The sequence below is a fragment of the Providencia sp. PROV024 genome (assembly GCF_032709665.1).
GTDB classification, from domain to species: Bacteria; Pseudomonadota; Gammaproteobacteria; order Enterobacterales; family Enterobacteriaceae; genus Providencia; species Providencia huashanensis.
Map to the genome: position 1 here is coordinate 2,208,032 of NZ_CP120545.1, position 25,122 is coordinate 2,233,153.

Here is a 25,122-nt window from a genome sequence, read left to right on the forward strand (position 1 = left end):
TAATTTTATGCAGTTTGAAAAACGTGGGGAACAGTAACCAATGAAAAGCAGCCATATTGAATTTATGGCTGCTTGGTGAGTAATAAACAATTATTGTAATGATAGCCATTCTTGGGCTGTAATTCGGCTAATATCTTCTGTTTTAGTTTCTGCAATGAGCTCAATATACTGTGGGGCGAGGGTTGAATGATATTTGAACCCACATTTCTCTTGGGCTATTTTAGATTGTTGATTGCCTTGAAAATACCCGCACCATAAATTATCTAATTTCAAGTCAACAAAGGCATGGTGCATGATTTCAGACATTGCTTCTGGGATCAAACCTTTTCCCCAAAATGGTACACCAATCCAATAACTCACTTCTGCATCATTATCACCAATCGGGAAATTACTTTCGTGGTTAAAGGATAGGCCAATTAAACCGATAGCTCGATTGTCATTTTTTAGCGTAACAGCATAGATCTCTTCACGCATAAAAATATTTTTTATAATTATTCGACTTTCTTCTTCATTTTGATGAGGGGGCCAACCAGCTATTGGGCCAATTCGTTTATCTTTTGCATAAAAATATAAATCACTTGCATCTGTTTCTTGCCAAGGGCGCAAAACTAACCTGTTGGTATTAAGTATCATCCTAAAGCTCCTTATCATGCCTATTTGATATTGGAGGCTATTTTAGGTATTTATGAAAAAAAAAAAAGGGCAATACATCTCCAATTTGGGTACAAATGACAACTCATTTGCTATGATTTAAACAAATCGAAGGTGAAAGAGGAAAAGATGCTTCGTATAAAAAAACATCAAATTGAATTATTGGATGTGATTTGTTTGGGTAATACGAATATGGATGAAATGCAATTGACCCCAATAAGGCCATCTTATGTCACTGTATGTATATGCAGGCAAGGGGCAGCGGTATTTAATATTAACTTCAAACATTACACTGTTGGCAAAAGTGATATCATGGTGTTATATGATGATACTTTTGCGATGTTAAAGGCTAAATCACGCAATTTTCAGATTGAGTATCTATTGATTGAGAAAAAATTTGCAACTGAAATCGCTTATTCATTGCCAAACCAATTGTTTTCATTTTTTAATGAATATCCGATTATTACTATCCCAGCTGGGAAAAAAACAGTACTTGAAAGCTGGCGGAATATTTTATTTGAAATCGTATCAAGCCGTGGCGAATATTGGCAATTGCAATTAAAAAATCACCTACAAAATCTATTTTTAGAGATTAGCAATGGGGCTCAAAATAAACTAAATAAACCGATGGAAAGAAGCCGACAAGAACAGTTGTGTTGGCGCTTTTGGGATTTAATTACGACTCATTGCAAACAACATAAAGAGGTGAAGTTTTATGCGAATGAATTAGCAATTACCCCTTTTTATTTATCGAAAATCAGCCAAGCCTTTTTTAATGACCCACCTAAAGCATTGATTGATAGACAAGTTACTCTAGAAATCAAAGCATTATTAGAGGTTGGTGAATTATCTATTAAGCAAATAGCGAGTGAATTAAACTTCGAGGATACGTCCTATTTATGCCGTTATTTTAAACGCCATACGGGTATGACGTTAACAAGGTTTAAAAACGCATTACATAAAAAAGACAAGGTTGCTGAATAGAGGATTCAGGATTCAATTTTAGTTGAATATTTTTTTATAAACTCAATAAAACAGCGTAATCGAGGGGAAACGGTTTGGTTGCGATAATACACGGCATTAATGGGTTGCCGAGTCACCACAGTTTTACTTTCCAAAATTTGTAATAATTGCCCACTTTCAAGCGCATCCGCCGTAACAAAATCTGCTGAACATAAAATACCGGCCCCTTGAACAGCGAGGTGAAATAGGACCTCGCCACTTGCAGCTGCAATATTAGGCGTAACTTTCAACAATTTTTCATCGTTGGTTTTTATCGGCCATACATTCAAGGTATCAGGCTGTGTAAAGCCTAATATGCAGTGTTTATTTAGTTCATCAATATTTTGTGGTACGCCATATTGCTTTAAATAAGATGGGCTTGCGACTAACCGTTTTTGGCTATACCCAAGTAAGGTGGCGTTAAGGGAAGAGTCTTTAAGCGTACCAATACGGAAGGCAACATCAATCCGTTTTTCTAATAAATTTGTTATCCCTTCATAATTATGGATTTCAAGTTCAACTTGTGGGTAATGCTGATAAAACAAAGGGACTAATGGTGCAATAACATGAGTGAGAAACGGGGTTGATGCATCAATGCGTAATACGCCAGAGGGAATAGATTGGCGGGCAGATAGCATTTCTTCCGCTTCTTGAGTGAGGTTAACAATTTCTCGCGCTTTTCGCAAAAATGCAGCACCTTCATCACTGAGTTTTATTGAGCGTGTTGTGCGATATATTAAGGTGGTGTCCACTTTTTCTTCAAGCCTAAGTAATAGACGACTTGCAGTTGAGACAGTGACGTTTAACTGCTCAGCAGCAGCGGTAATTGAGCCACAATCGACAACACTAATAAAGGTTTGCAGTTCTTCAAATGTTATTTTCATTATTGCATTTCCGGCAAAAGTCATTTTCACCTTAACGCCTTTTTCATTGTGTTTCAATATGAAAGAATTCGGGTTATTAATCAGCACTCATAATGTATTTTAATAAGGGTTTTGAATGAGAATAAACACAGCATTATTGGCTTTGGCGATAGGTGCGTTTGCTATTGGAGCAACAGAGTTTTCACCGATGGGAATGTTACCTTATATCGCGCAAAATATTCAGGTAGACATACCATCAGTAGGTTCTATTGTAGTGATATATGCATTAGGGGTGATGATTGGTGCGCCAATCATGACATTACTTTTAGCAAATAGACGACCGAAAATGGCTTTAATATTTTTAATGTCAATATTCACTATAGGGAATCTATTATCTGCCATGTCACCTGATTTAGTGACACTGTCACTTTCTCGTTTTATTACCAGCTTAAATCATGGCGCATTTTTTGGGTTAGGCGCAATGGTGGCCGCTAGTGTAGTACCAACGGGTAAACAAGCCAGTGCAATAGCAGCGATGTTTATGGGGCTAACAATAGCGAATATTGGTGGTGTACCATTAATGACTAAATTAACTCAAATGATAGGCTGGCGTCAGGCATTTTATTTGATTTCTGCTTTAGGTATATTGACGATTATTAGCTTGGTTTTGGCATTACCTAGCCATTTGACGGGTAAAAAAGTGAATGTGAAAAGCGAATTAGCTATTCTGCGACGACCTCAGGTATTGCTAGGGATGCTTTCAACAGTATTAGGTGCCAGTGCGATGTTTACACTTTATACCTATATAACCCCAATGTTAATGGAATTTATCCAAGCTTCAGATCAAATGATCACCATAATGTTAGTAATTATTGGTATTGGCTTTACCATTGGTAATTATATTGGAGGGCTGTTTGCTGATAAATCATTGTTTGGTACCTTAATTGTATTTTTTATTATGTTAGCGTCCAGTATGGCTATATTTCCATTTATCGCGGTAAATTCAATCGGGGCTGGTGCTGGTTTATTATTTTGGAGTATTTTTAGTTTTGGTATTGTACCACCAATCCAAATGCTTGTTATGAATGCTGCGACGGGGGCACAAGCTTTAGCTTCTTCTGTTAACATTGGGGCTTTTAATTTAGGTAATGCGATTGGAGCCGCTATTGGGGGAGTTATATTATCTCATGGTTATAGCTATTCAATGATTAGCTTTATTGGGGCGTTAATTGCTGTTTTAGGCATCAGTGTTATTCTGGTTATTTCTCACAGAAATGCTAATACAAAACTCGTAACGGAAGTGGCGTGTAGTTAGCCAGTAGCGATTGAATAATTAAAAAGCAAGGTTCGGAGTTTCTGTGCTAGCCCAATGTTGATAATTAACGCAATAATTCTAAAGTGGAATAGGGGTCATAGCGATGGTTAATATGTGGAAATCTCCAGAGCAACGTTGGCAAGCCGTAGTCGAACGTAATAAAAATGCAGATGGTCATTTTGTTTATGGTGTGAAAACATCATTAATTTATAACCATCCTTCTGCTGCGGGGCGTTTACCGAATAGAGATAATGTTGAGTTTTTCGATAATGAGCAACAAGCCATTAAGCAAGGTTATCGTCCCGGTAAACGTCAACGTACAGAAACGGCACAATTAAACCAATTTTATAAGGAAAAAATAGAAAAGGCCTGCCGTTACATTGAACAGCAAAACCGGCCGTTGACACTGACTGAACTTGCAGAATACGTTGGAATTAGCCGTTACCATTTTCATCGCTTATTTAAGGCGCACACAGGTTTAACGCCAAAAGCTTATGCAAACGGTCTGCGACACGAAAAATTACAAGGTCAACTTCAGCAACAAGAACGAATTACTGATGCTATCTATGATGCAGGATACCAATCAAACAGCCGCTTTTATGAAACGGCAATACAGCGGCTAGGAATGACCCCAAGCGCTTGGAAATCAGGAGGGGGTGGCAGCAAAATTTATTTTGCTCTCGCTGCTTGTTCATTAGGAACTGTATTGGTTGCTCAAAGCCCAATAGGTGTCTGTGCTATCTTACTGGGAGACGACCCTGAGCAGCTATTGAGAGACTTACAAGATAAGTTCCCTAAAGCTGATCTTATCGGAGGTGATGATAAGTTTGAAAAAGTGATTGCGAAAGTTTTGGGGTTTATTGAAGCACCCGAAATTGGTTTTGACCTACCATTAGATATTAGAGGTACTGCATTTCAGCAACGGGTATGGCATGCATTACGTGATATACCCGCTGGTAAAACAGTAAGTTATAGTGAGATAGCAGAAAAAATAGGCCAACCTAAAGCGGTTAGGGCAGTTGCGAGTGCTTGTGCTGCAAATATATTAGCTGTAGCGATACCTTGCCACCGCGTGGTCAGAAATAATGGTGACCTTTCCGGTTACCGCTGGGGAATAGATCGTAAACAAGCACTATTGTTAAAAGAATCTCAACGTAAATGATTTAAATAATAAGTCATTTAGTATTGGTCATCTTTTATGATGAGTTAACTAAAGCTTAATGTGAGTCGATGGTGTAAAAGACGACCCCCAAAAAATTAATCAGTACTTTAAAATTAAAGTACTAATCGCTTAGCTTATCGTTCTACAGCCCATTAGCAGTCATGAGTAAAGTTGATTTAGGTTTATCTTTGGGAGCTTGTGATTATGAACAATTACATAGATTCAGCCTTATTATGTTTAGTGAACAACATATAGATAAGGTATAAAGCCGTAAAACTTGCTGTGTACCCGGTAAATATTAGCCAAAAAGTTTTCCAATCTACAATACCTTCAACTGTATTGAGTTCAATTGCCCAACCACAAAGCACTGCGCCTAAAAAAGTACCGAACCCATTAACTAAAGTAGTGAAAACGCCCTGTGCTGTGGAACGAAATTCAGGGGCGATTTCTTTTTCTAAAAATAGGGCTCCCGCAATATTGAAGAAATCAAATGCACAGCCATACACAACCATTGATAAGAAGAGGGCGATGGTGCCTATGGAGGTGAAGTCACCATAAGCAAATAATCCTAAGCGTAAAATCCATGCAATCATACTGAGCAATAGGATCGTTTCAATTTTAATTTTTTTCAGCAAAATAGGTAAAAGGAGAATAAAAATAATTTCAGAAAACTGTGATATTGATAAGAATATGGTTGGATACGCAGAGAAAACAGAACCCTTAGCCTCAGGAGCTAGAGCCATATCTTGCAAAAAAGGAACACCAAAGGTATTGGTTATTTGCAATACAGAACCGAGTAGCATAGCAAAAAATAGAAATACAGCGACTCTACCTTTTTTAAATAGCTGAATAATATTTTGGCAGCTAATTTTTTTATTTTTTGATGTATTAACTCTTTTAATCGATATAAAGAAAACAGAAAAAATACTTAAAACAATAGATGCAGCAGCACTGATATATAATTGATAAAAACTCATTTCAAGTTTTAATAGACTAATAGTCCACATAGCGACAATAAAGCCAACTGTGCCATAGACTCGTATTTTAGGGAAATAGATATCAGAGCTAAGCTTTTGCTCCTCTAACATTTCAAAAACAATACTGTTACAGATTGAAATTGTTGGCATATAAAACATTAGGTGGATTAATGTCATAATGAACAGTAGGGTTATTGAATGACTATGAGCCATCGCGAGTAAGAATAAAGCAGAAATAAAATGAGAAGCGATATAAACTAGTTTACGGTTATTAATTTTATCTGCAATAAACCCTATGATAACTGGTGAGCATAGAGCGGATATCCCTAATGCACTGAATATTAACCCAATTTCACCACCTTTAAAGTGTAGGGTGTTGAAAAGATAGGACGCAAATGTAACTAACCAAGATCCCCATATAAAAAATTGTAAAAATGAAACTATCTTTAATCGAGTTGTTATATTCATATTTATACATCCTTGCCTAGTCTAAATATACTTTCATGTAATTGTTAAATTAATCACTTACACAAATTCATTTAATAATCATGTATACAAGCATCTATTGGTTATTTCTTGCATATTATAAAATATAATTTTGGGCTTTTTTTTGATGTAAAAGCGGCTTATTATAAATTAAATATTACATTGTTACTTTTATAAGCATTATTACATACTCACCGAAATGTTAATAATTTGTATTTAAGAAGAGGGTTGTTTAGGTAATTAAATATAAGAAATAGTTAACAATAAGGTTAAACTAAAAGTTGCATTAGCCTCGTAATTAGTGTTAAATTAGATGAAACCTACCTAATTACTAACCTAGAATACCCCATTTCACTCACCTCAAACTATGTGACTTTAGCCGAGTTGCGTTCATTTTGACATCTTATAGCCCAAAATCTAATTTCTTCGATTCATTAAATTTAGACTCAATTTATTAAATCTAAAACTCAAATCATATTAATTACTTCACTCGTAAGGGGATACTATGACCTCTAATCGTAATGTATTATTTTTATCTGCTGTTATTGTATATCTAGTTGGGACTACAGAATTTATGTTGTCCTCAATAATGTCGCCACTAGCACTGGCATTTGAAGTTTCGTCTGAACAAATTCCTTGGCTGATATCGTCCTATGCATTGGCATATACACTCACAGCACCTCTAATTGGTTACCTTTCTGACCGAATAGATAAGCGAAAAATTTTACTCACTGCAATATTGTTATTATCACTAGATAGTTTGGCGATTATTTTTTCGCCTAATTTTTCGGTTGCTGTAATTTTCCGCGTTATAGGGGGAGTGGCATCAGCGGCATTAGTTCCCGTTATTTTTTCCCTTATAGCCGATGTAATAAAAAGAGAAAACCAAGCAGCCGCGATGGGGAGTGTCATGATGGGAATGACCGTTGGCATTGTGACTGGGCCAATGTTAGCGGGTATTTTAGTTCAATATTTTTCGTGGTATTCGCCTTTTATATTAACGAGTTTATGTGGCTTATTCGCATTTTCTATATCATGGTTTATCTTGCCGAGTTCTAAAAAAAACCATACCTATCCCCACTCATTGAGCTGCTTAATACAAGCAAATATTTTACGTTTGATCATAGCAAAGGGATTATGGAACGGGGTTTCAGTTAGTATCTTTTTATTGTCAGGGGAAATTATAAGACAAAGAACTGCATTAGAAACAGCTGAGATTGGTATCATTATGGGGTTATTTGGTATTGGCTTGTTCATTGGTAATGCTTTGGTTGCGAAAATAGCAAAATATAAACTACAGGATGCGGCTAAACTAATCCTAATTTTATTAGGAATATTGGTTGCTTTAGTGTTATTTATTACAGGAAAATTACCCTTAGTTGGTGATTGTATCTGCTTGTTATTTATAGGGGTAGCATTAGGGGTGGCTTCACCGGTCAGTACCTCGTTATTGGCTAAAGAGAGTACTAAAAATAAAGGATTAGTATTATCTGTTTCAGAAAGCATAAATAATTTAGCTTTATTAATTACAATACCTGCATTTTCACTGCTGGTGACTGAAAATAATCTCTCAACTTTAGTACTTTCAGTCATCTTAATAATTAGTAGTGCAATTTTTCTCGTTATGGCTACGCTAAATTTACGGGTCAGGAAAAATAGGCGTTACCGTTAATGATGGAGCACTAACGGTAACGCACTATACGGTGCGTAATAATTGTTTTTTGCGTAATCGCATCCCGTTTAACATGGATAACCATGCCAGAAAGGTAATAAACATGAGAATAATAAAAATGAAATGTGGCTGAAGCTCAGTAAGAACAACACCAGTTAACATAGGGTTAAATGCACCGCCCAATAGTCCAAGGGATTGGGCTGAAAAATAACTCGCTTTCATGCCTTCCGGTGCAATACTGTCAATTAACATATATTCTCCTGGGGCATAAATTAATTCACCTAATGTAAAAATAAAGGCGCCTGCCGCCCAGAGGTATAAATTTTCATGTGCATTCATAAAAGTTGCTAAGCCTAAAATAAAGAATAAGCTGCCTAAGGTCATTAATTTTTTTAGGTTATCCGGGGTGATACGCTTCCCTACGGTGTATTGTAATGTAACGACCACGACTGCATTCACAGGTAAAATTACCCCAATAACAACCTGAGCAAAATCACTGCTTGCCACAGTAATTGCATATTGCGAAATCCAAGTGGTAAAAGTACCAAAAACCAATGAACCCAAAAATGTGGATAAAATAAACCATGCTAAGACTTGATCACTTAGCATACTCAGTGGGTTCCATTTACGTATGTTTCCGTTTTCTAATGGCGTTGGTTTTATGCTTTGTACAAAACGTTGTATAAAAAATATTGGTAGAGCAGCTGATATAGCGGCTAAATAGAATGGTAAGTTAATACTGTACATTAATAACCAAGTACCAATGGGGGGGCCAATAGTCCAACCGATATTGATAAAGGTATAATTTAAGGAAAATATCTTTGCCTTTAAAGAGACTGTGAGTGTATCCGCAAAATAGGCTTTTAAGACCGTAGAAAACACAGAATATGAGCAGTTAATAAGAGAAAAGAACGCGATAACTAAAATAGCATTATTTACTGTGGGGATAGCGATAAACCCCAAAATAAAAGCTAACACAGCAAATAACATGCAGCGTTTCTTATCAACCCGGTCAGCAAGCATACCAAAGCCCATACTGAATAAAACACCTATAACCATTGCCAGTGACATGGCTATACCGACAATATCAATTGCCATTTGGTATTCTCGAGTTAGGTAAATTGCCATGAAGGGCAATGTTGCGCCACGTCCTATCGTTAAGAGTAGTGACGATGCAAGTAATGCGCTGTTTGATATATTAAATTTAGAAAGCATTGGCTCACAACCTAACTCATAATTGTTGTTAAAATTTTGTATAAAAGGGTCTGTAAGCTATAAAATACATAAATTTAGAGCAGTGAGAAATGGGGAATAATGCTCTGAATCGAAAACAATATTTTGCTAATGCTAATCTACCATTCACAATTAAAAATCTGGTAATTAAAGCGCCCTTATATCTAATTAAACGTTATATGCTAGATAGATAAATATGAGTAACTTAGGCTAATTATGGCCGATGTAGTTTTATAGGTATGGATGCAAACAAATGGGCGTTCAATCAAGGTAAATGATTAACCTAATTATGATTAATAATGGCTTTAGCGAGTTTGATGGGGGGTGGTATTACAGTGGTTCACTGATTAAAAATCTCCCCTCCAAATAACCGATAAACCTAGATTGAGTCAATCTACAAGGTTAGGTGGTTAGCGCAAAGAAAATCATGTAATACTGGTTTGGACATACTTGAAATTACAATTAAGTAGGTGATTATTTTGTTTATTAGAAATAATCACCTATCAATGCAAATGTGGTCAAGAAAACATTAACGGGCTTCATTAAAAAGGTTGAAGGTACAACCTTTACATAGCCGTTATAAGGCTGCGGTATACACTCGGCGGCTAACGTCCAAAGTAATATCTTGGTGTTCACCCAGCTTGACCATATCATGTGCTTTTAGACTATTGACTAATGGTTCAATGACATCTTGGGTAAGCTGGTAATCACTAAAGCGTGTGCCTACTTGCATTTTTTCAAAAAACGCTCTTGTCAGCTCAATAGCTTTGATGGCTTTCTCTGATTGAGAACCAGCGGTAACCCCCCACACATTTTCTGCGTACTGGGCTAATTTTTCCTGTTTTTGTGGTAGTTTTTCGAGCAGCATTGAAGGAAGTACGATAGCTAATGTTTGTGCATGGTCTAAACCATATAACACTGTAATTTCATGGCCTAACATGTGGGTAGACCAATCTTGCGGTACGCCAACCCCAATCAACCCATTTAATGCTAATGTTGCAACCCACATTAAATTAGCGCGAATATCATAGTCATGAGGTGTTTCAAGTGCTTTAGGACCAATGTCTATTAACGTTTTTAGTAAACCTTCAGCAAATGAGTCTTGTACTTTAGCATTAACAGGGTAGGTTAAATATTGCTCAACAATATGTACAAAGGCATCAACAACACCATTACTGACTTGTCGAGGAGGTAAGGTAAATGTTTTTACAGGGTCAAGAATCGAGAACTGAGGAAAAACATAATCGCTCATAAATGCTAACTTTGAGTGTAATTCTTCCCTTGTAATGACGGAGCCTTTGTTCATTTCTGAACCTGTTGCTGGTAATGTCAAAACGGTACCAAAAGGTAAAGCTGTTTTGATTGTAGAGCCTCTGTTGGTAACAACTTCCCACTTATCACCAGGGTAGTTAACCGCTGCTGCCACAAATTTAACACCGTCAATGACAGACCCACCACCAACGGCAAGTAAAAAATCAAAGCCTTCTTTCTCTATTTTATCAACGGCCTTAATTAACGTTTCATAACGAGGGTTAGCTTCAATTCCACCAAACAGATCAAATTGACGCGTGCCTAATGCTTGCTCAACTTCATTCAATGTACCTGTCCTTCGGGCGCTTTCGCCACCAAACAGGATGAGAACTTTTGCATTTTGTGGAATGAGCCTGTCAAGTTCAGCGATTTTATCTTTACCAAAAACGATGCGTGTTGGGTTATAAAATTCAAAGTTATTCATAGATAAACCTTAGCCTTAAAAGTGGGTGGACTTGGTTTTTGTTAACTAATCAAGTTTAGCGCCTAAATGTATTAGATACAAATTATATAGCTATGGTAGTGATATATAACCAGCATATAATTTCGACTTGTATGATATAAGCGAAACCGCTCTTCAATATAATTATTTTTACATGCTGATGATAAGTAGAAGTAAAAAATAAAAAGTTAGTCTTATTTAACCTCAGCGAATTTTGATTTTTATCTTCATTTGGTATTTTAAATGCCAACTTTATCAATAATGATGAAACCAAATAAAAGGGATACAATATGCCAAATAATTTAAATTTTATGATAAAAGAAAAATTCATTTGTTACGTCAATGACATGATTGAAGGTAAAAACACAGATAAATATTCAGTAAAACCTGTAATGAAGTTGGATTCACAAGGGCGGTTTTTACTCAGCTTTGAAAATTATGATATTAAATCTAAAACTATTAAATATGAAATCCAAAAAAAAGAACAAATTATTTGTTTACAAACAAGGATTGAAAATCAAGGGAGAGTCATTAACCTTATTGAAGCTAATTCAGCTGAGTTAATGCAATATAAAGAATATTTTTATATAAGCAAAGATAAGTTTGTTTATATGTTTAAAGATCCTAAAGTTATGGAGGAAATATATACTAAAAATGAAGATGAAATGAAAAAATTATTCCTTAGATGTGTCTTTGAATTAAATGAGGTAAAAAAAGATGAATATGAAAGGCATAGAACTAATTCAAATGTAAACTTATCAGAGACTGAGTACTTAGACTATAAATATAACCCTGAAAAATCTATTGTAGGGTTAACTCATAAAAATCTAAGCTCTAATTATGATCATCATATTGTTATTCAATTAGGTAGTGATGAAATTACAGCAGATGTTATTTCTGGGCTATACGTCAAACATTCGGAAAATACTACATTAGTCCAATTTGATTTGGAGAGCAAGCAAGCACGTATTTTAAAATCAGCGATTGAAGTAGGTGAAAACAAGAATATTCGTTGGACGTTTGTAGGGCATGGTTTACATGTAAAGAACACAAATAATATAGGTAGTAAAGTAACATTTGAAGGTGCGCTACCTGAAGAGTTCGCCAGTGGAGTCTCTTTTTTAAAAAATAACACATTAAAAAACTTACAGCCAAATAAAATTGTTCTATATGGTTGTAAATTGGCTCGAGGTGGCATTAATGAAAATTTTGCATTAAATACTCATTTGGCTTTAAATAGAAAAGGCATCAATATTCCAATAGTGGCTTATAATAGGTCCATTGGAGAGAGTGTGAACCATATAGGGGTAAAATCAATTAAAATTAAGGGTGAGGAATTTTCAACTAAGAATTTTAAATATGAATATAAAACACATCCTTCATCGAAAAAAACATATATAAATGGGTTTCCTGCACCATTATTTTTTATAAATGAAGTTCGACGTGGGGAATTAAAAATTTCGCAAATTTTGGAAGGTAAAAATACTAATCTACTGGCTTTTTATAAAAAAAATGGAGTGGTTAACAGTGATCTAATAAAGACATTAGCATTTAATCATAAAGCAAACGCTATTTTAGAATCAGAGCTCAAGGGGTATGAGCGCATTATTGATGAAGATTTTTACGATAGGATCTGTCACCTACTTGCCAGTGCTGGTATTGAAGAACCCCCATTATGGCGTATGGTAAATGATGAAAATATTAATAATCGAGTAAATAAAGTTGTTGATGATGGCCTGGCGACCATTATATTACGGGTAAATGGTAGTGAGAGTGGTAGGCTACAGGCAGAGAAAATAGCTTCTAACAATCCTAAAAATACCCTTATTATGCAAGTAGGTAAAGGTGTGGCTGATGGTTGTATTGAATATGGTGATATTAACAAGCTTACGGGGCTAAAGCAAAAAAAATGGGTGTTTATTACTAGCGCATTAGAGATAAATGAATCATTATTACCCCTAACTGATGTAATGGAAAAATTAAGAAAAGATTATAATTCGGATTTTAATAATTCGGTATCCTTAGTTTTAACGGATAATCCAAATGATTTAACCTCCGAAGGGGTTAAAGTTGCTTCTGAAAAGTTAAAAAATACATTAATTAATGCGGGGCTATATGAGCCAAATAAATTAACAGTAAATACTAGATGGACATTAAATGAGAAGGAGTTAAATGATAACGAAAGATTAGAAGGTTTAATATTAAAACTAATTAATAAAAAAATAGTTCCAAGCCAGATAGATATAGAAAAAGATAAGTATATAATAGGTTATTTAACCCATGATGATGGAAATCTAAATCATGAAAAAATATCAATAATTAGAATGGACCCGATAATTAATAAAAGAGTGATGAGCTATTTTAAAAGTGAGAGTAATGTTAAAGGTTTAAAAGAGTGGAATATTCTATTTCAGGATAATGAAAAATATTCTTTGCTACAACAAGCACAAGAATCAATGATATTATTAGAAGCGCTAAAATCTAACCCTGAAATTAATGCATATTTGGGTGAGTCTTCAAAAAACAGATTGAAATCACTATTTCCACGAGGGAATAAATATGATCACAAAGAATTATTATTTACGTTAAAATCTAATGATAGACTAGGAGTAGTCAAAAGAAGACTTCGAGATTTAATATATCTTTACCAAGAAGATAATGAAGCATTTAATAATGGCTCGTTGAAAAAAGCATATGGGTTAATGTGTAAGTTGGAGTATGAACGAAAACTTACAGTAAATTATGTAAAGGAGATGAGTAGGGGATTGTTTTATCATGATTATGTGAAATTTAATGAATTTCATTATGAAGGTAAAAAAACATCCACATCATTATATAATGTTTATTTCAAAAATGAAAAAATGGCAGAAGATTGTTATAATATTTATGAAGAAATTAAATATAAGCATAGGCTAGGTAATGCATCTAGCCATGAAATGGAAATTTTAAAAAGTTATAATGATATCTACCAGTTAAAAAATGAGGGAATAGAGAAAATAGCTTCAACATCAAGTAATCAATCTTTTGAGACTATTTTTAATCAAATAAATAACGATTATTTAGTTTGTATTAAAAGTCCTTTATCTAAAATTATGATTAAGTGTGAATATAAAGTGGAGAGTTATACTTTTCACTTGATGGATGAATCAGGCATTGAATTAGTAATATCTGACCCTAACCTTGCCGTTGCTCGAGCTAGATTATTGAAAATAACTCAACACTATATGCAACAAGAGCTTCAACAACTTGATGGTAGGGTGATAACTAGAGGCAAACAGTTGGGTTTTTTAACTGATTCAGATGAAGGGCTAAGAGCAACAGCATTATATATTGATGCGAGCGGAGAGGGTTACCGTACGTTAGTAAAACAAAGTGAAGAGAAACTGGAAAACACGGTATATAAAAAGAACTTAGAGATCAATAGAAATGTGGCCCTTCAACTGGGAGAAGTTACAACATCGATAAAAGAATTACGCTCACTAGGGGCGATGATAGACAATGTACCTATTCACGCAAAACACGTGGAGGATAAAGGATGGGTGCAGAAAATTAAATTTAATGCTGATGTATTAGTAGAAAAATTAACCTTATCGACAGAACTAGAGGCAGACATTAAACCTCTTGAGGTGACACAACAATTAATCAAAGATAGTAATATTGAGCAAAAAATACACTCAAATGACATGATGCAAAGTCAACAAATTGCTTTAAAGCAATTAAAAATTATTCAAAAATTAGATTTTGGAGATAAGCGTACTGTATCTAAAGGGGTTAAGTCATTACATAATGAAGGAATAAAATTACCCGCTTATGCCCGTATTGCTAATGGTGCCGGTCAAGTTACGGGGGGAGTCGGTGTTTTTATTACACTTAATGGGATTTATCAGTTGATTGATGGTTTAGATAACCCAGACCTTACGGAAGATGAACGTTCTTTAATTACCAAAAAACTGACCATGGCTTGTGCATCCGCCTGTTTTAATTATGGTGACATGATTTTGCAGCCTATTTTATTGAGATTATCATATAAACAGGCTGGGTCATTTAATTCAGGGGCTAAATTAGCCGCTCGAGTCACAATCATATTTAACTTAATTGGGATCGGATTAGACATTTATCAGGCTTATGAAGCTTTTGAGCAGTTAGACAAAATAACGGATGCAAAAGAGCGGCAAGATTTACTTGTTAACGGCTCGTTGTCTATTGCAAATATAGTTGTTGGTAGCCTGACCATCATTGGTATCATCATAGGGTCATCAACAATACCTGTTGTTGGTTTAATTGTTGGTGGTGCATTATTAATAGGTGGAATGGTTTATACAGGTATACGAGCCGTAGAGAGAATCGAAGAGGAATTAGGAAGCTCTTTAGATTGGGATGAAAAAGCTAGAGAAGGGATACGCGCGGCATTTGGTTTTTCTCCTTCTGACGATATATTAAATCGAATTAGCTATAAGCAGCATCTAGCACATTTTAAAAATGTAAATTGGCAACAGGATCTAGATAATTTTAAATCGAACAATCTTTACCAAGGGTTTGAAGAACATCTGCAATTTGTAGGTGAGCCGATACTTACAGAACATAAAAAATATTATATTTATTATCGGCCAAAATTTAGAATCATCAATAGCACTGTATTTGAAGGGGGTGATGACAACCATATTCTTAAAAACATTGCACGTGATGATACTGGCCCTCATTATACGATAGAGCAAATTAATTATATTTGTAATAATTATGATTATGATTCACACTGTAATATATGGGTAAAAATCAGAAAAGGAACACGTAAAATTCATTTTTGCTGTAAGTTTAGTCTTATTAAGAAGAAGGCAGGTGTCTCTTATAAGGACATTGGTGAGAAAAAAGCTGATGACATTCTTATACTCAATACAGAATATGATAGTGATTTATTAAAAGAGTTTCTGTATCGATTTAAATTAAATGAAAAATACAAGAATAAAAAAAAGCAACCAGTCGTTACTCAATTAAGCACATTAGCCGCCTCTGAATTAAGGTTCTTTAGGGCAAGGAATCATCATGGTAATATTTATCATCCAGACTTTGACAGTCACGTACCAATTGAAATTTTAGGTGAACAAATTATTGCTGATCCAGTTCAAATTGCAAAAAAAATACTAGGTGAAGTTCCTGATATTATTTATGAAGGCATGCAAAATATTGGATTACAATATGAGGAAGAAGCTAAGCAAAAAAATATTAATTTTAATTCGGGTAATGGGACTGATATTACTATTGGTAAAAAAAATGCAAGAAATTCTTTTACTATTAGTTCCGGTACTAAGTTTTTAGCTGGTGGAAATCATGATGATGTGGCAAATTTATCACTATTATTTGATTCATCAAGTAATGAAATCAATGATTTATATTTTGATGGAAATGGTGGGAATAATACTTTAATTATTAATGACATACGAATTGGGAGTTATATCTATATAGACCTTAACTCACTTAAATCAAAAATTACCTTTTACAATAAAAAACAGAAAGATCTTGTTTTACGTAATATTAGTAATGTTTTTTTAGTAGGAAGCCGAGATTCAAAAGCGACTCTAGTGGGCAATGATGAAAGTAATACATTAGATGCAGCTTCAGCTTGTGCTTTTATTAATGCTATGGGGGGGGATGACCATTTGGTATTTGAACACGGCGTAATAAATGGTGGAGAAGGTAATGATAGCTACTTTTTACGACGTTTTGATTGGGGAAGTATCCCTGAAAATGAAGCCAAAAAAATATTTAATTTAACAGCAACGATTACGGAAACAACAAAAAGTAGAAGTCGAGTAACCTTAGGTTATTTGTTAAGTGAAATTGAAGAGGTATATGTTAGTGGTAATGATATAATAATAGTCATCTGTAGTAAATCATCAAATTTTAAAGATAAAATAGTAAGCGTCAAAGTTGAACTTAAAAATGTATATTCTAAGTATGAAGATACTAGAAGAATAAATCATCAATACCAATTACATACCAAAGATGGTTTTTTATTAAATAGTAAATTAAAAGACTTAGATGCACAGAAACCCCTTATCCTTAAAGAAGATATTTTTGACATCACCTACCAACAAGAACAAGATGCCATATATAAATACAGTAATGAAACTGTAAATATAAATGATGAAACAAATACGTTAAGTATTGGCGACCGTATATATACCCCTCGTAAATGGGGAAGTTTTAAACTTCATGGTTCTATTCGAAATTTGACTTATCAAGGGACCTCTGGTGATAACCAACTATTGATGGTGAATAGAAATAGCCTGATTATTGTTACTGAAGGCCAAGATTTTTATCAGGTAAGCCCAGAACAATATTTTCAAGGTCAGTTGGTTTTTGACTATTCGAATATAAATAAAGTAAGTGATAACATTGGTGCTACATATATTTCGCTACCTTATGAGAATGGGTTTAGGTTAAAGGTTATAGGCCAATCTATCCTATTATATAACCGATTTAATGATGTTAAGTTAGAAATTAAACTTATTAATTATTCATTAGAAAAACACGGTAGTATTCGTATTCAAGATGGAAATAATAACTATTTCCATGTGGACTTTAGTAAAAAAGAACAAGAAATTGTCTCTGCAAAAGTAATAAACTTACCGACTGAACAAGACGATTATATTGATATCCCAATGGGATATCAATTTCCTTTTCCTATTATCGATGCATCCGATGGTAATGATTTCATTAAAAATGATAATATCACTGGATGTATCGTCAATGCAGGAAAAGGTAACGACATAGTAGTCGTGACTAGTGGGGCAAATGTTCTATATGGTGGGGAGGGTGATGACCATATTTATGGTGGAGATCAAAATGATTTATTCCTTTCAGATTTAGGTAATGATATTTTAGATGGTAAAGACGGTAATGACCATTACCTTATAAATGGGGATTTAGAAGCCGGCCAAACTACAATACATGATGCTAGTGGCGAAAACCATATTCATTTATTTAATTTCCAATCAGAATACGAAGTTATCAGTGAAGATGACGTTATTTTTCATCTTTATAAGTCCAAATCAAATCTTCGGTCTGTGAAAATAAAGGTATTACCAGATAGTGATATGAATATAAACCACGCTCATCACTATGACAGCTTACCTACACACCTGCCAAATTATGCTAAAAAAGATATGGTTTCTTTAATCCGTTATTTAGCAGAACAGAGAAAATATAAAAACGACTTAAATTTAAACACTACATGGCAGCCTATGGATGAATTTAAAGGCATGCTTAACGGGTGGAAACCTTTACCAACTATTGATCTCAAGTCAATGGATATTCGTATTTCTGAAAACTCCACATTTAGTCAGCTTGTTGTAAAAACTAAAGGTGCAAAACAAAATATTTGGGACCGAAGCGGGTATGGGCGGGTGTTTTATGCCGAAGCGGAAGAGGGTGTCGTTTCCGTACCGGATAAAACGCCTGGAAATAATGCTATTTATGCAAGTAAAGGTAAAAATGACTTATCGGCAGGGGATGGAGATGATGTTTACATTATCAACGGGGCAAATGGTTTGCTAACAGAGTTAAAAGGGAAAAATAGCTTTCTCATTAATGGTGAAATAGAAGGTTGGAATACAATACATAGTCGCGGTGGTGATAATGCGATTCATCTGATTGGTTTTGACAAAAAACCTACCCGAGAAGAGCCTAATCATCTAAGTAATGCAACTCAGTTTATTTATCAGTCAAAATTGGGAAGGAGGGTAACAATACTTCAATACCCCAATACTAAAGCACCGGAAATTCGCCTTTATAAAAGTCTAGGTGGTCAAGATGAACTTAGTACACAACAAAAGTTGGAGTATTTAGCTAATACAATTGCAGGGATGCGTATACAAGATGAAATCAGTAGTTTTGGTCGTAAAAGTATTGCGCTAATACAAGCTGGCTGGGACCCAGTCACGCACGTTGAAAGTTATATGAGAAATGCATTGTTAGCAGCACCAATAAACTAGTACTGTATAAGTTATTATTGCTAAAAAAACATAAAGTTTTTAACTATAAATGAGTTCCCGCCCTACTAGGTGATTGAAATAGTTAAATCTTTATGTTTTTTGACATATTAGTTAGCCTAAATCATCTTTATCTACAATGTGTTGTACTAAAATAAACCTTAGATTAATGGTAAAATGTGAGCGTTGAGTAGGTGAATGTTGATTTTTACATTCGTATTTATTGCTACGATGGGAGTGCAGAATGATGAGACGTTTTATTAATCTAGAACTTCCACCAGAGCCAACAATTAATAATAACTGTGTCAGAAAACGATTAAAAAATAGTATTTGTGACAATTGTGCGACGAGTTGTCCGGTTGGTGCGGTGTCTTTTAGCCATATGGCAGCTGCAATTGATAATGAACTGTGCTTTCAATGTGGTAACTGTTTATTTTCTTGCCCTGTTGACGCTATTGAGAATATTGCTCCTCATGAACGAACCTATCAAGGTGACTTTTTGGTGGTTAACCACGATGAACCTGTCGCCAATGCAGATGAGTTAATTGTTTGGCACCGGCAATATGGCATTCGCGGCATACAGATAGCAGAGCCTTTGGTAGACAAGTGGCTGCCAACAGTTGCCTCATTGAATTTAAAGTTAAAAACGCTACAAGAACCGATTTGGCAATTACGTATTGTACAGCCGGCACAGGTGGATACCGGGCGTCGAATGATGTTATTCCGTCAAAAATTGGACGAGAAACCGTTAGATAAAGGCCAAGTAAAAACGGGGTTAAATGCAAGGAAACAATTTTACCCTGAGGATAGCTGGTTTAGAGTAGAGCTTGATACAGCAAGCTGTATTTTATGTGGTGCTTGTGCAAAAGTTTGTGATGAACATGCGATAAACATCGAAAATAACCAATTTTTAATAGATGAAAAGCGGTGTACGGGGTGTATGAGCTGCCAAGTAGTTTGTTTCCCGCAATCTATTCATGTCCACGCGCATACGGCTAAAAATAGCGAACCGATTAGTTTTAACTATTATGATGGTCAGTGCCATACTTGCCATCTACCATTTTCATCTTGGGAAGAAAACATCAATATTTGCCCCATTTGTGCGCAACATAAAAAACAAGGATGGTTATAATCACCTATATTTATGGCTCAGTTATAGAGCCATAAATAGGTACTAACCAAGCTAAACTTGGTTCTGCTTTAAATGAGTAATAATCAGAGTTGCAATTTGTGAGTTTAGAGCCGGAGGTGTTTCATGCCCCATACCCTCAATGATTTCTAATTTTGCATTCACTATATTCTCTGCGATATCCTGACCTGCAGCTAATGGGAACAAAGGGTCAATGGAACCATGAATAACTAATGTTGGTACATCTATACTTTTGATATAAGGCCGAAGATCACCCGTCATAGCCACAGCAACCATTTGCCGTTTAGTTCCTTCTGGGGAATAATTTCGAGCAAGCGCTTGCAGTACATAATCCCGATAATAATTTTCATCAAATGGGCAAATAGAGGAACTAATGCGTTGGTAAAATGCTAATTGACCGCTTAAGTACCCCTCTAAATTTTCTTTAGGGTTGGGGCTTGGGCTCATCAGCATTTGCATTACATCGGGTTCGCTTTGTGGCAGGTCGGGGTTCCCTGATGAAGACATAATTGGGCAAAGGGATAGTATACGTTGCGGGTAATTCGCAGCAACCAACTGTGCAATCATCCCCCCCATTGAGCGGCCAATTATGTGTGCTTTATCAATAGATAATAAGTCGAGTAGGCGAATTATATCCTCAGCCATATCTAATAAAGTGTAAGGAATAACAAATTGTTCCCCAGTTTGCATTTTTCCAATCAATTCACTTAAAACGATTGGTGGAAAATGTTCGATGTGGGAAGACAATCCTGAATCACGGTTATCAACACGTATAACATAAAAGCCTGCATCTGCAATTTGTTGGCAAAACGCCGAAGTCCAGCTGATATTATGGCCACCCAAACCTGGGATCAACACAACAGCAGGGTTTTTCGCTACACCAAATGAATCATAGAAAAGAGAAATTGAGGAAGGATTGGTCATTTTGTTTCCGATATTTTGAATGTTGTATTATTTATGCCGCAATTTCGCGTCCAATGCGAGTGATAAAAACAGATAAAAACTATCAACAATTAACGCTAACCTCTATGTAGGAGGAATTGGATTTTTAGGTCAATTCTGTAAGGTTATTAATTACAAGTACGTTATGATATAGGGGATAGCGCATATTTATTTGTATACTATCATTTTTAACATAATGACAATTAATATCTTTTTTCGGGTTTTATATGATTTACTTTATTTCAGATACGCACTTTTGTCACTCTAATATAATTAATCTTTGTGATCGACCTTTTCGAAGCACTAACCACATGAATGATACTTTAATTCATAACTGGAATGCTTATGTTACGGACTATGATGAGATCTACATATTGGGTGATTTTTTATATAAAGGGAACGGCAGTGATGCAAATAAAATATTACGTCGTTTAGCTGGGAAGAAATATCTCATACGGGGCAACCATGATAAATTTTTGGATGATCCAGAGTTTGACACGACCTTATTTGAATGGGTACGAAGCTACTATGAATTGGAATACCAAAAGCAAAAATTTGTGTTATTTCACTACCCAATTTTAGAATGGCAAGGTTTTTTCCGTGACGCTATTCATTTATATGGGCATGTACATAATTCAGGTAAAGACCCTGAGCAACGTAAACGCTTAGAAATATTGGGTTCACGTGCAATCAATGTGGGTGTTGATGTAAATGATTTTTACCCAATAAGCATTAAAAGTATTTTAAAAAAAGTAAATGGCTAAGGAAGCAAAACTAGCTTGCTTTCTTAGCGTATAAATACACCGAAGCTCTTGAAATCCCAAGGTGTTGAGCAACAGTCTCCATTGCTTTTTTTACATCCAGTAAGCCTTCATTTCGTAATATCTCAATTAAATTTTTCCGTTCCTCAACTTTTAAAGTACGCGCTGTGGTAGCTAACGAAGCTGCATATTGGTCAATACGGATGCGAATTGCCTCTGTGCCATTGGGTTCAATATGTTCTTTTATAGGGCTATTTCCCACTTCGATAAATTGAGACAACATACTTTGCATTCCCCTGAATAGCGTCATATCTAAATTAAGACAAAGCGCAGCGACATATTGCCCAGAATCATCCTTTATACCAATCGAGGTACTTTTTACTGGGCGTCCATCCGTAAACTGGTTGGTATAATTGGCTATGATATTTGGGAAATCAGGAGACTCAATTCTTGCAAGGCCTAACTCTGTTGTAGGTTCACCAATTTGGCGACCAGATAAATTGTTATGAATAGAGAGAATAGAATGTTCAGGTTTTTTAAGATCATGAACCACTACTTCACAAAAAGGGGCAAATGTTTCACTTAATCCTTTTGCTATAATATCTATTTGCGCAAGTAATGAATTTTCTTTTAGGTCTGACATTATTCCCCCTTATTATCTTGTATCGAAACCCTAATTTTAAACTATTTTTAATGTATCTAATAGGTGATAGGCAATTATGGGGTTAGGATATTAACTGAGCAAAGTGATGAATATCCACATTCCCTCCACTGACAATAATCCCCACTCGTTTACCTTGCAGTCGTTCTTTGTTAGCCAGAGCTGCTGCATAAGATAAGCAACCCGTTGGTTCAACGATAATTTTCATGCGTTCAGCATAAAACTTCATACAGTCGATTAATTGCGGGTCAGTAACGGTAAAAATATCATTGACAATATTTTTAATAATTTCAAAAGTATAATGGCCTAAATGTTGGGTTTGGGCACCATCTGCAATGGTTTTTGGGGTATCAATATGTACAATTTCACCGCGATAAAATGACTGTTGTGCATCATTACCCGCAAGTGGTTCGACACCATATATTTGGCAATCAGGGAGTAGTTGCTTTGTGGCAATAGCACAGCCTGAGAGCAAACCACCACCACCTAAGCACACAAAAAGGGCATCTAATGGCCCAACTTCGTCTATGAGTTCTTTAGCAGTAGTACCTTGGCCAGCAATAATATGTGGATGGTCATAGGGCGGGATAATGGTAAACCCATGTTGCTTAGCGAGTTGTTGGCAAAGTAGCTCGCGGTTTTCGGTATATCTATCAAAGTGTATAACTTTAGCCCCGTAGCCTTGGGTGGCAGCTACTTTGACTGCAGGGGAATCATTTGGCATTAGAATTGTTGCTGGGATATCGAGTAACTGTGCGGCCAAAGCAACACCTTGAGCATGATTACCTGATGAAAAAGCAATAACACCTGCTTTTTTTTGTTCTGGACTTAATTGTGCTAACGCATTGAATGCGCCTCTAAATTTAAATGCACCCATACGCTGGAAATTTTCACACTTAAAAAATAATTCAGCCCCAAATTGTTTATTTGCAGTGGTTGATGTTAATACAGGCGTTTTATGGGCAAAACCTAAAATACGTTGGGCGGCATCTTCAATATCTTGATAGCTTGGCAAAGTTAACTCAGTCATGATATTACCTCAATAAATTATCAAATTTTAAGCGTATACAGCGGTGGCTTCGATTTCTAATGCGGCGCCAAAGTGGAGCTCTGCAACCCCAGCAACAGCACGAGCGGGGCGGTAATTACCGATCCACTCAGCATAAATTTGGTTAAAACTATTCCAGTTATTCATATCGGTAATATAAATACGGACTTGCACCAAGTTGGCTTTAGTACAATTGACGGTATCTAGGCAGGCTTGCAAATTATTGAGCACAAGCTTGGTTTGCTCGGTAAAAGACATGTTTGTGGCGGCATTACCCAAAGCATCAATAGGTAATTGCCCCGATATAAAAACAAACCCATTAGCGCTAACACAATGAGAATAATGCCCTTTAGGGGGAATTAATTTAGAGGCATTCACATATTTAATTGATTGGTTCATATTTACCTTGTTATCTATCACAACGGTGGTCTTGTATTGGAATTTTAGTCTAATATTAGATTATATGTTTAGTCAATGTTTTCCATCTAAATAACATGAGGTCTGCGTTTAAACGTGAGCAAAGCTATTCGATTAATGTAAAGAACATCTTTCAGTAACATGGTTAGCAAAAGCGACACTATCCGGTGTTAACGAAAGTTTTGGGGTAGTATAGCGGGCAGCAGTATTATTTTTATTAGCAGCTAATAATGAGAAGTGGTCGATATGCTATTTTCCGAAGAAGAAAACACCATTCAGATTGCCCCTGATGCTTATTTATTAAAAGGCTTTTTATTAGGGCATAGCCAAGGGTTATTGAAGGATTTGAACCTTGTACTCAAGGCGAATCCTTTAAGGCACATGAAAACACCAAGTGGTTATCACATGTCAGTTGCGATGACTAATTGTGGGGATTGGGGATGGGTAACGGATGAACAAGGTTATCGTTATAGTCAGCGTGACCCTGTCACTAATTTACCTTGGTTATCAATGCCAGCTATTTTCCGTCAGTTAGCGACTTCAGCTGCAAATAGCGTCGGTTTTGATGGGTTTAAACCTGATGCTTGCCTAGTTAATCGTTATGCTATCGGGGCAAAATTATCTTTGCACCAAGATAAAGATGAAGCCGATTATTCTCATCCAATTGTCTCTTTTTCTTTGGGGCTACCTGCGCTATTTGACTTTGGAGGGATAACAAGGGATGCCGCTAAACAAGCTATCCATTTAGAACATGGCGATGTGGTGGTTTGGGGAGGACAATCACGGTTAAATTACCATGGTATAAGGCGTATTAAAGCAGGGACTCACCCACTACTTGGCCCTTATCGCTTTAATTTAACTTTTCGCCGTACCCAAAACTAGTGTCGGTTGTATTCCAACTAAAGGGGGGAAATAGGTGATAAATAGCTGCATATTTAGCTTCAGAAAATTGAAAGCTACGTAAGCAACTTGAAACGCATCCCAATAAAAATTTTGTTGAATAATTAATAAGATACACCTATAAATAGTGGCTATAAAATG

At 35.6% G+C, this 25,122-nt stretch carries 17 protein-coding genes; 8 read left to right on the forward strand and 9 right to left on the reverse strand.

Annotated elements, in window-relative coordinates:
- Positions 1–90 precede the first annotated feature (90 nt).
- Positions 91–633 (reverse strand): GNAT family N-acetyltransferase, encoded by a 543-nt coding sequence (locus P3L56_RS10195; RefSeq protein WP_210831896.1) that lies wholly within the window; start codon positions 631–633, stop codon positions 91–93.
- A 147-nt stretch (positions 634–780) separates the two neighbouring features.
- On the opposite strand from P3L56_RS10195, the gene P3L56_RS10200 reads away from it, so the two are divergent.
- Positions 781–1,635 (forward strand): helix-turn-helix domain-containing protein, encoded by an 855-nt coding sequence (locus tag P3L56_RS10200; protein ID WP_210814279.1) that lies wholly within the window; start codon positions 781–783, stop codon positions 1,633–1,635.
- A gap of 5 nt (positions 1,636–1,640) precedes the next feature.
- Here the strand turns inward: P3L56_RS10200 and P3L56_RS10205 are convergent, their stop codons facing one another.
- A complete protein-coding gene (locus tag P3L56_RS10205; protein ID WP_071548845.1) occupies positions 1,641–2,537 on the reverse strand; it encodes a LysR family transcriptional regulator in 897 nt (298 codons plus the stop codon).
- A 115-nt stretch (positions 2,538–2,652) separates the two neighbouring features.
- Here P3L56_RS10205 and P3L56_RS10210 point away from each other — a divergent pair, with 115 nt between their 5' ends.
- Together P3L56_RS10210 and ada are read left to right on the forward strand one after the other, a co-directional pair.
- Positions 2,653–3,831 carry an MFS transporter gene (locus P3L56_RS10210; protein WP_272685996.1) on the forward strand — a complete coding sequence of 393 codons (1,179 nt, stop codon included), beginning with the start codon at positions 2,653–2,655 and terminating at the stop codon, positions 3,829–3,831.
- A gap of 103 nt (positions 3,832–3,934) precedes the next feature.
- Positions 3,935–4,993, forward strand: coding sequence for a bifunctional DNA-binding transcriptional regulator/O6-methylguanine-DNA methyltransferase Ada (ada, locus tag P3L56_RS10215; RefSeq protein ID WP_048607206.1), 1,059 nt, complete (start codon positions 3,935–3,937; stop codon positions 4,991–4,993).
- 212 nt (positions 4,994–5,205) lie between these two features.
- Here the strand turns inward: ada and P3L56_RS10220 are convergent, their stop codons facing one another.
- Positions 5,206–6,438, reverse strand: a complete 1,233-nt coding sequence (locus tag P3L56_RS10220) for an MFS transporter (RefSeq protein ID WP_129465910.1) — start codon at positions 6,436–6,438, stop codon at positions 5,206–5,208.
- 523 nt (positions 6,439–6,961) lie between these two features.
- Here P3L56_RS10220 and P3L56_RS10225 point away from each other — a divergent pair.
- Entirely contained in the window at positions 6,962–8,128 is a 1,167-nt protein-coding gene (locus tag P3L56_RS10225; protein WP_129465911.1) for an MFS transporter, read from the forward strand.
- A gap of 24 nt (positions 8,129–8,152) precedes the next feature.
- On the opposite strand, the gene P3L56_RS10230 is transcribed toward P3L56_RS10225, so the two are convergent.
- A complete protein-coding gene (locus P3L56_RS10230; protein WP_105881025.1) occupies positions 8,153–9,343 on the reverse strand; it encodes an MFS transporter in 1,191 nt (396 codons plus the stop codon).
- Positions 9,344–9,938: 595 nt separating this feature from the next.
- Positions 9,939–11,096 (reverse strand): iron-containing alcohol dehydrogenase, encoded by a 1,158-nt coding sequence (locus P3L56_RS10235; RefSeq protein ID WP_071548089.1) that lies wholly within the window; start codon positions 11,094–11,096, stop codon positions 9,939–9,941.
- A 308-nt stretch (positions 11,097–11,404) separates the two neighbouring features.
- Between P3L56_RS10235 and P3L56_RS10240 the strand changes: the two genes are divergently transcribed.
- Positions 11,405–19,105: a C80 family cysteine peptidase gene (locus P3L56_RS10240; RefSeq protein ID WP_272685995.1), complete on the forward strand. Its 7,701-nt coding sequence runs from the start codon at positions 11,405–11,407 to the stop codon at positions 19,103–19,105.
- A gap of 244 nt (positions 19,106–19,349) precedes the next feature.
- Complete coding sequence (locus P3L56_RS10245; RefSeq protein WP_071548846.1) at positions 19,350–20,234, forward strand: ATP-binding protein; 885 nt, start codon at positions 19,350–19,352, stop codon at positions 20,232–20,234.
- Positions 20,235–20,285: 51 nt separating this feature from the next.
- Here the strand turns inward: P3L56_RS10245 and P3L56_RS10250 are convergent, their stop codons facing one another.
- Positions 20,286–21,176 carry an alpha/beta fold hydrolase gene (locus tag P3L56_RS10250; RefSeq protein WP_210831781.1) on the reverse strand — a complete coding sequence of 297 codons (891 nt, stop codon included), beginning with the start codon at positions 21,174–21,176 and terminating at the stop codon, positions 20,286–20,288.
- Positions 21,177–21,421: 245 nt separating this feature from the next.
- Between P3L56_RS10250 and P3L56_RS10255 the strand changes: the two genes are divergently transcribed.
- A complete protein-coding gene (locus P3L56_RS10255) occupies positions 21,422–21,958 on the forward strand; it encodes a metallophosphoesterase (protein ID WP_129465914.1) in 537 nt (178 codons plus the stop codon).
- A gap of 10 nt (positions 21,959–21,968) precedes the next feature.
- On the opposite strand, the gene P3L56_RS10260 is transcribed toward P3L56_RS10255, so the two are convergent.
- The 3 genes from P3L56_RS10260 to P3L56_RS10270 all read right to left on the reverse strand — a co-directional run bounded on the left by P3L56_RS10260 (position 21,969) and on the right by P3L56_RS10270 (position 24,063).
- Entirely contained in the window at positions 21,969–22,598 is a 630-nt protein-coding gene (locus tag P3L56_RS10260) for a transcriptional regulator (RefSeq protein ID WP_129465915.1), read from the reverse strand.
- Between the two features lie 82 nt (positions 22,599–22,680).
- Positions 22,681–23,646 (reverse strand): threo-3-hydroxy-L-aspartate ammonia-lyase, encoded by a 966-nt coding sequence (locus P3L56_RS10265; RefSeq protein WP_071548092.1) that lies wholly within the window; start codon positions 23,644–23,646, stop codon positions 22,681–22,683.
- 27 nt (positions 23,647–23,673) lie between these two features.
- The gene (locus P3L56_RS10270) at positions 23,674–24,063 is read right to left on the reverse strand and encodes a RidA family protein (protein ID WP_210831780.1); all 390 of its coding nucleotides are present in this window, start codon (positions 24,061–24,063) and stop codon (positions 23,674–23,676) included.
- 264 nt (positions 24,064–24,327) lie between these two features.
- Here P3L56_RS10270 and alkB point away from each other — a divergent pair, with 264 nt between their 5' ends.
- Positions 24,328–24,963: a DNA oxidative demethylase AlkB gene (gene alkB / locus P3L56_RS10275; RefSeq protein ID WP_071548093.1), complete on the forward strand. Its 636-nt coding sequence runs from the start codon at positions 24,328–24,330 to the stop codon at positions 24,961–24,963.
- The last annotated feature ends 159 nt before the right edge of the window (positions 24,964–25,122 follow it).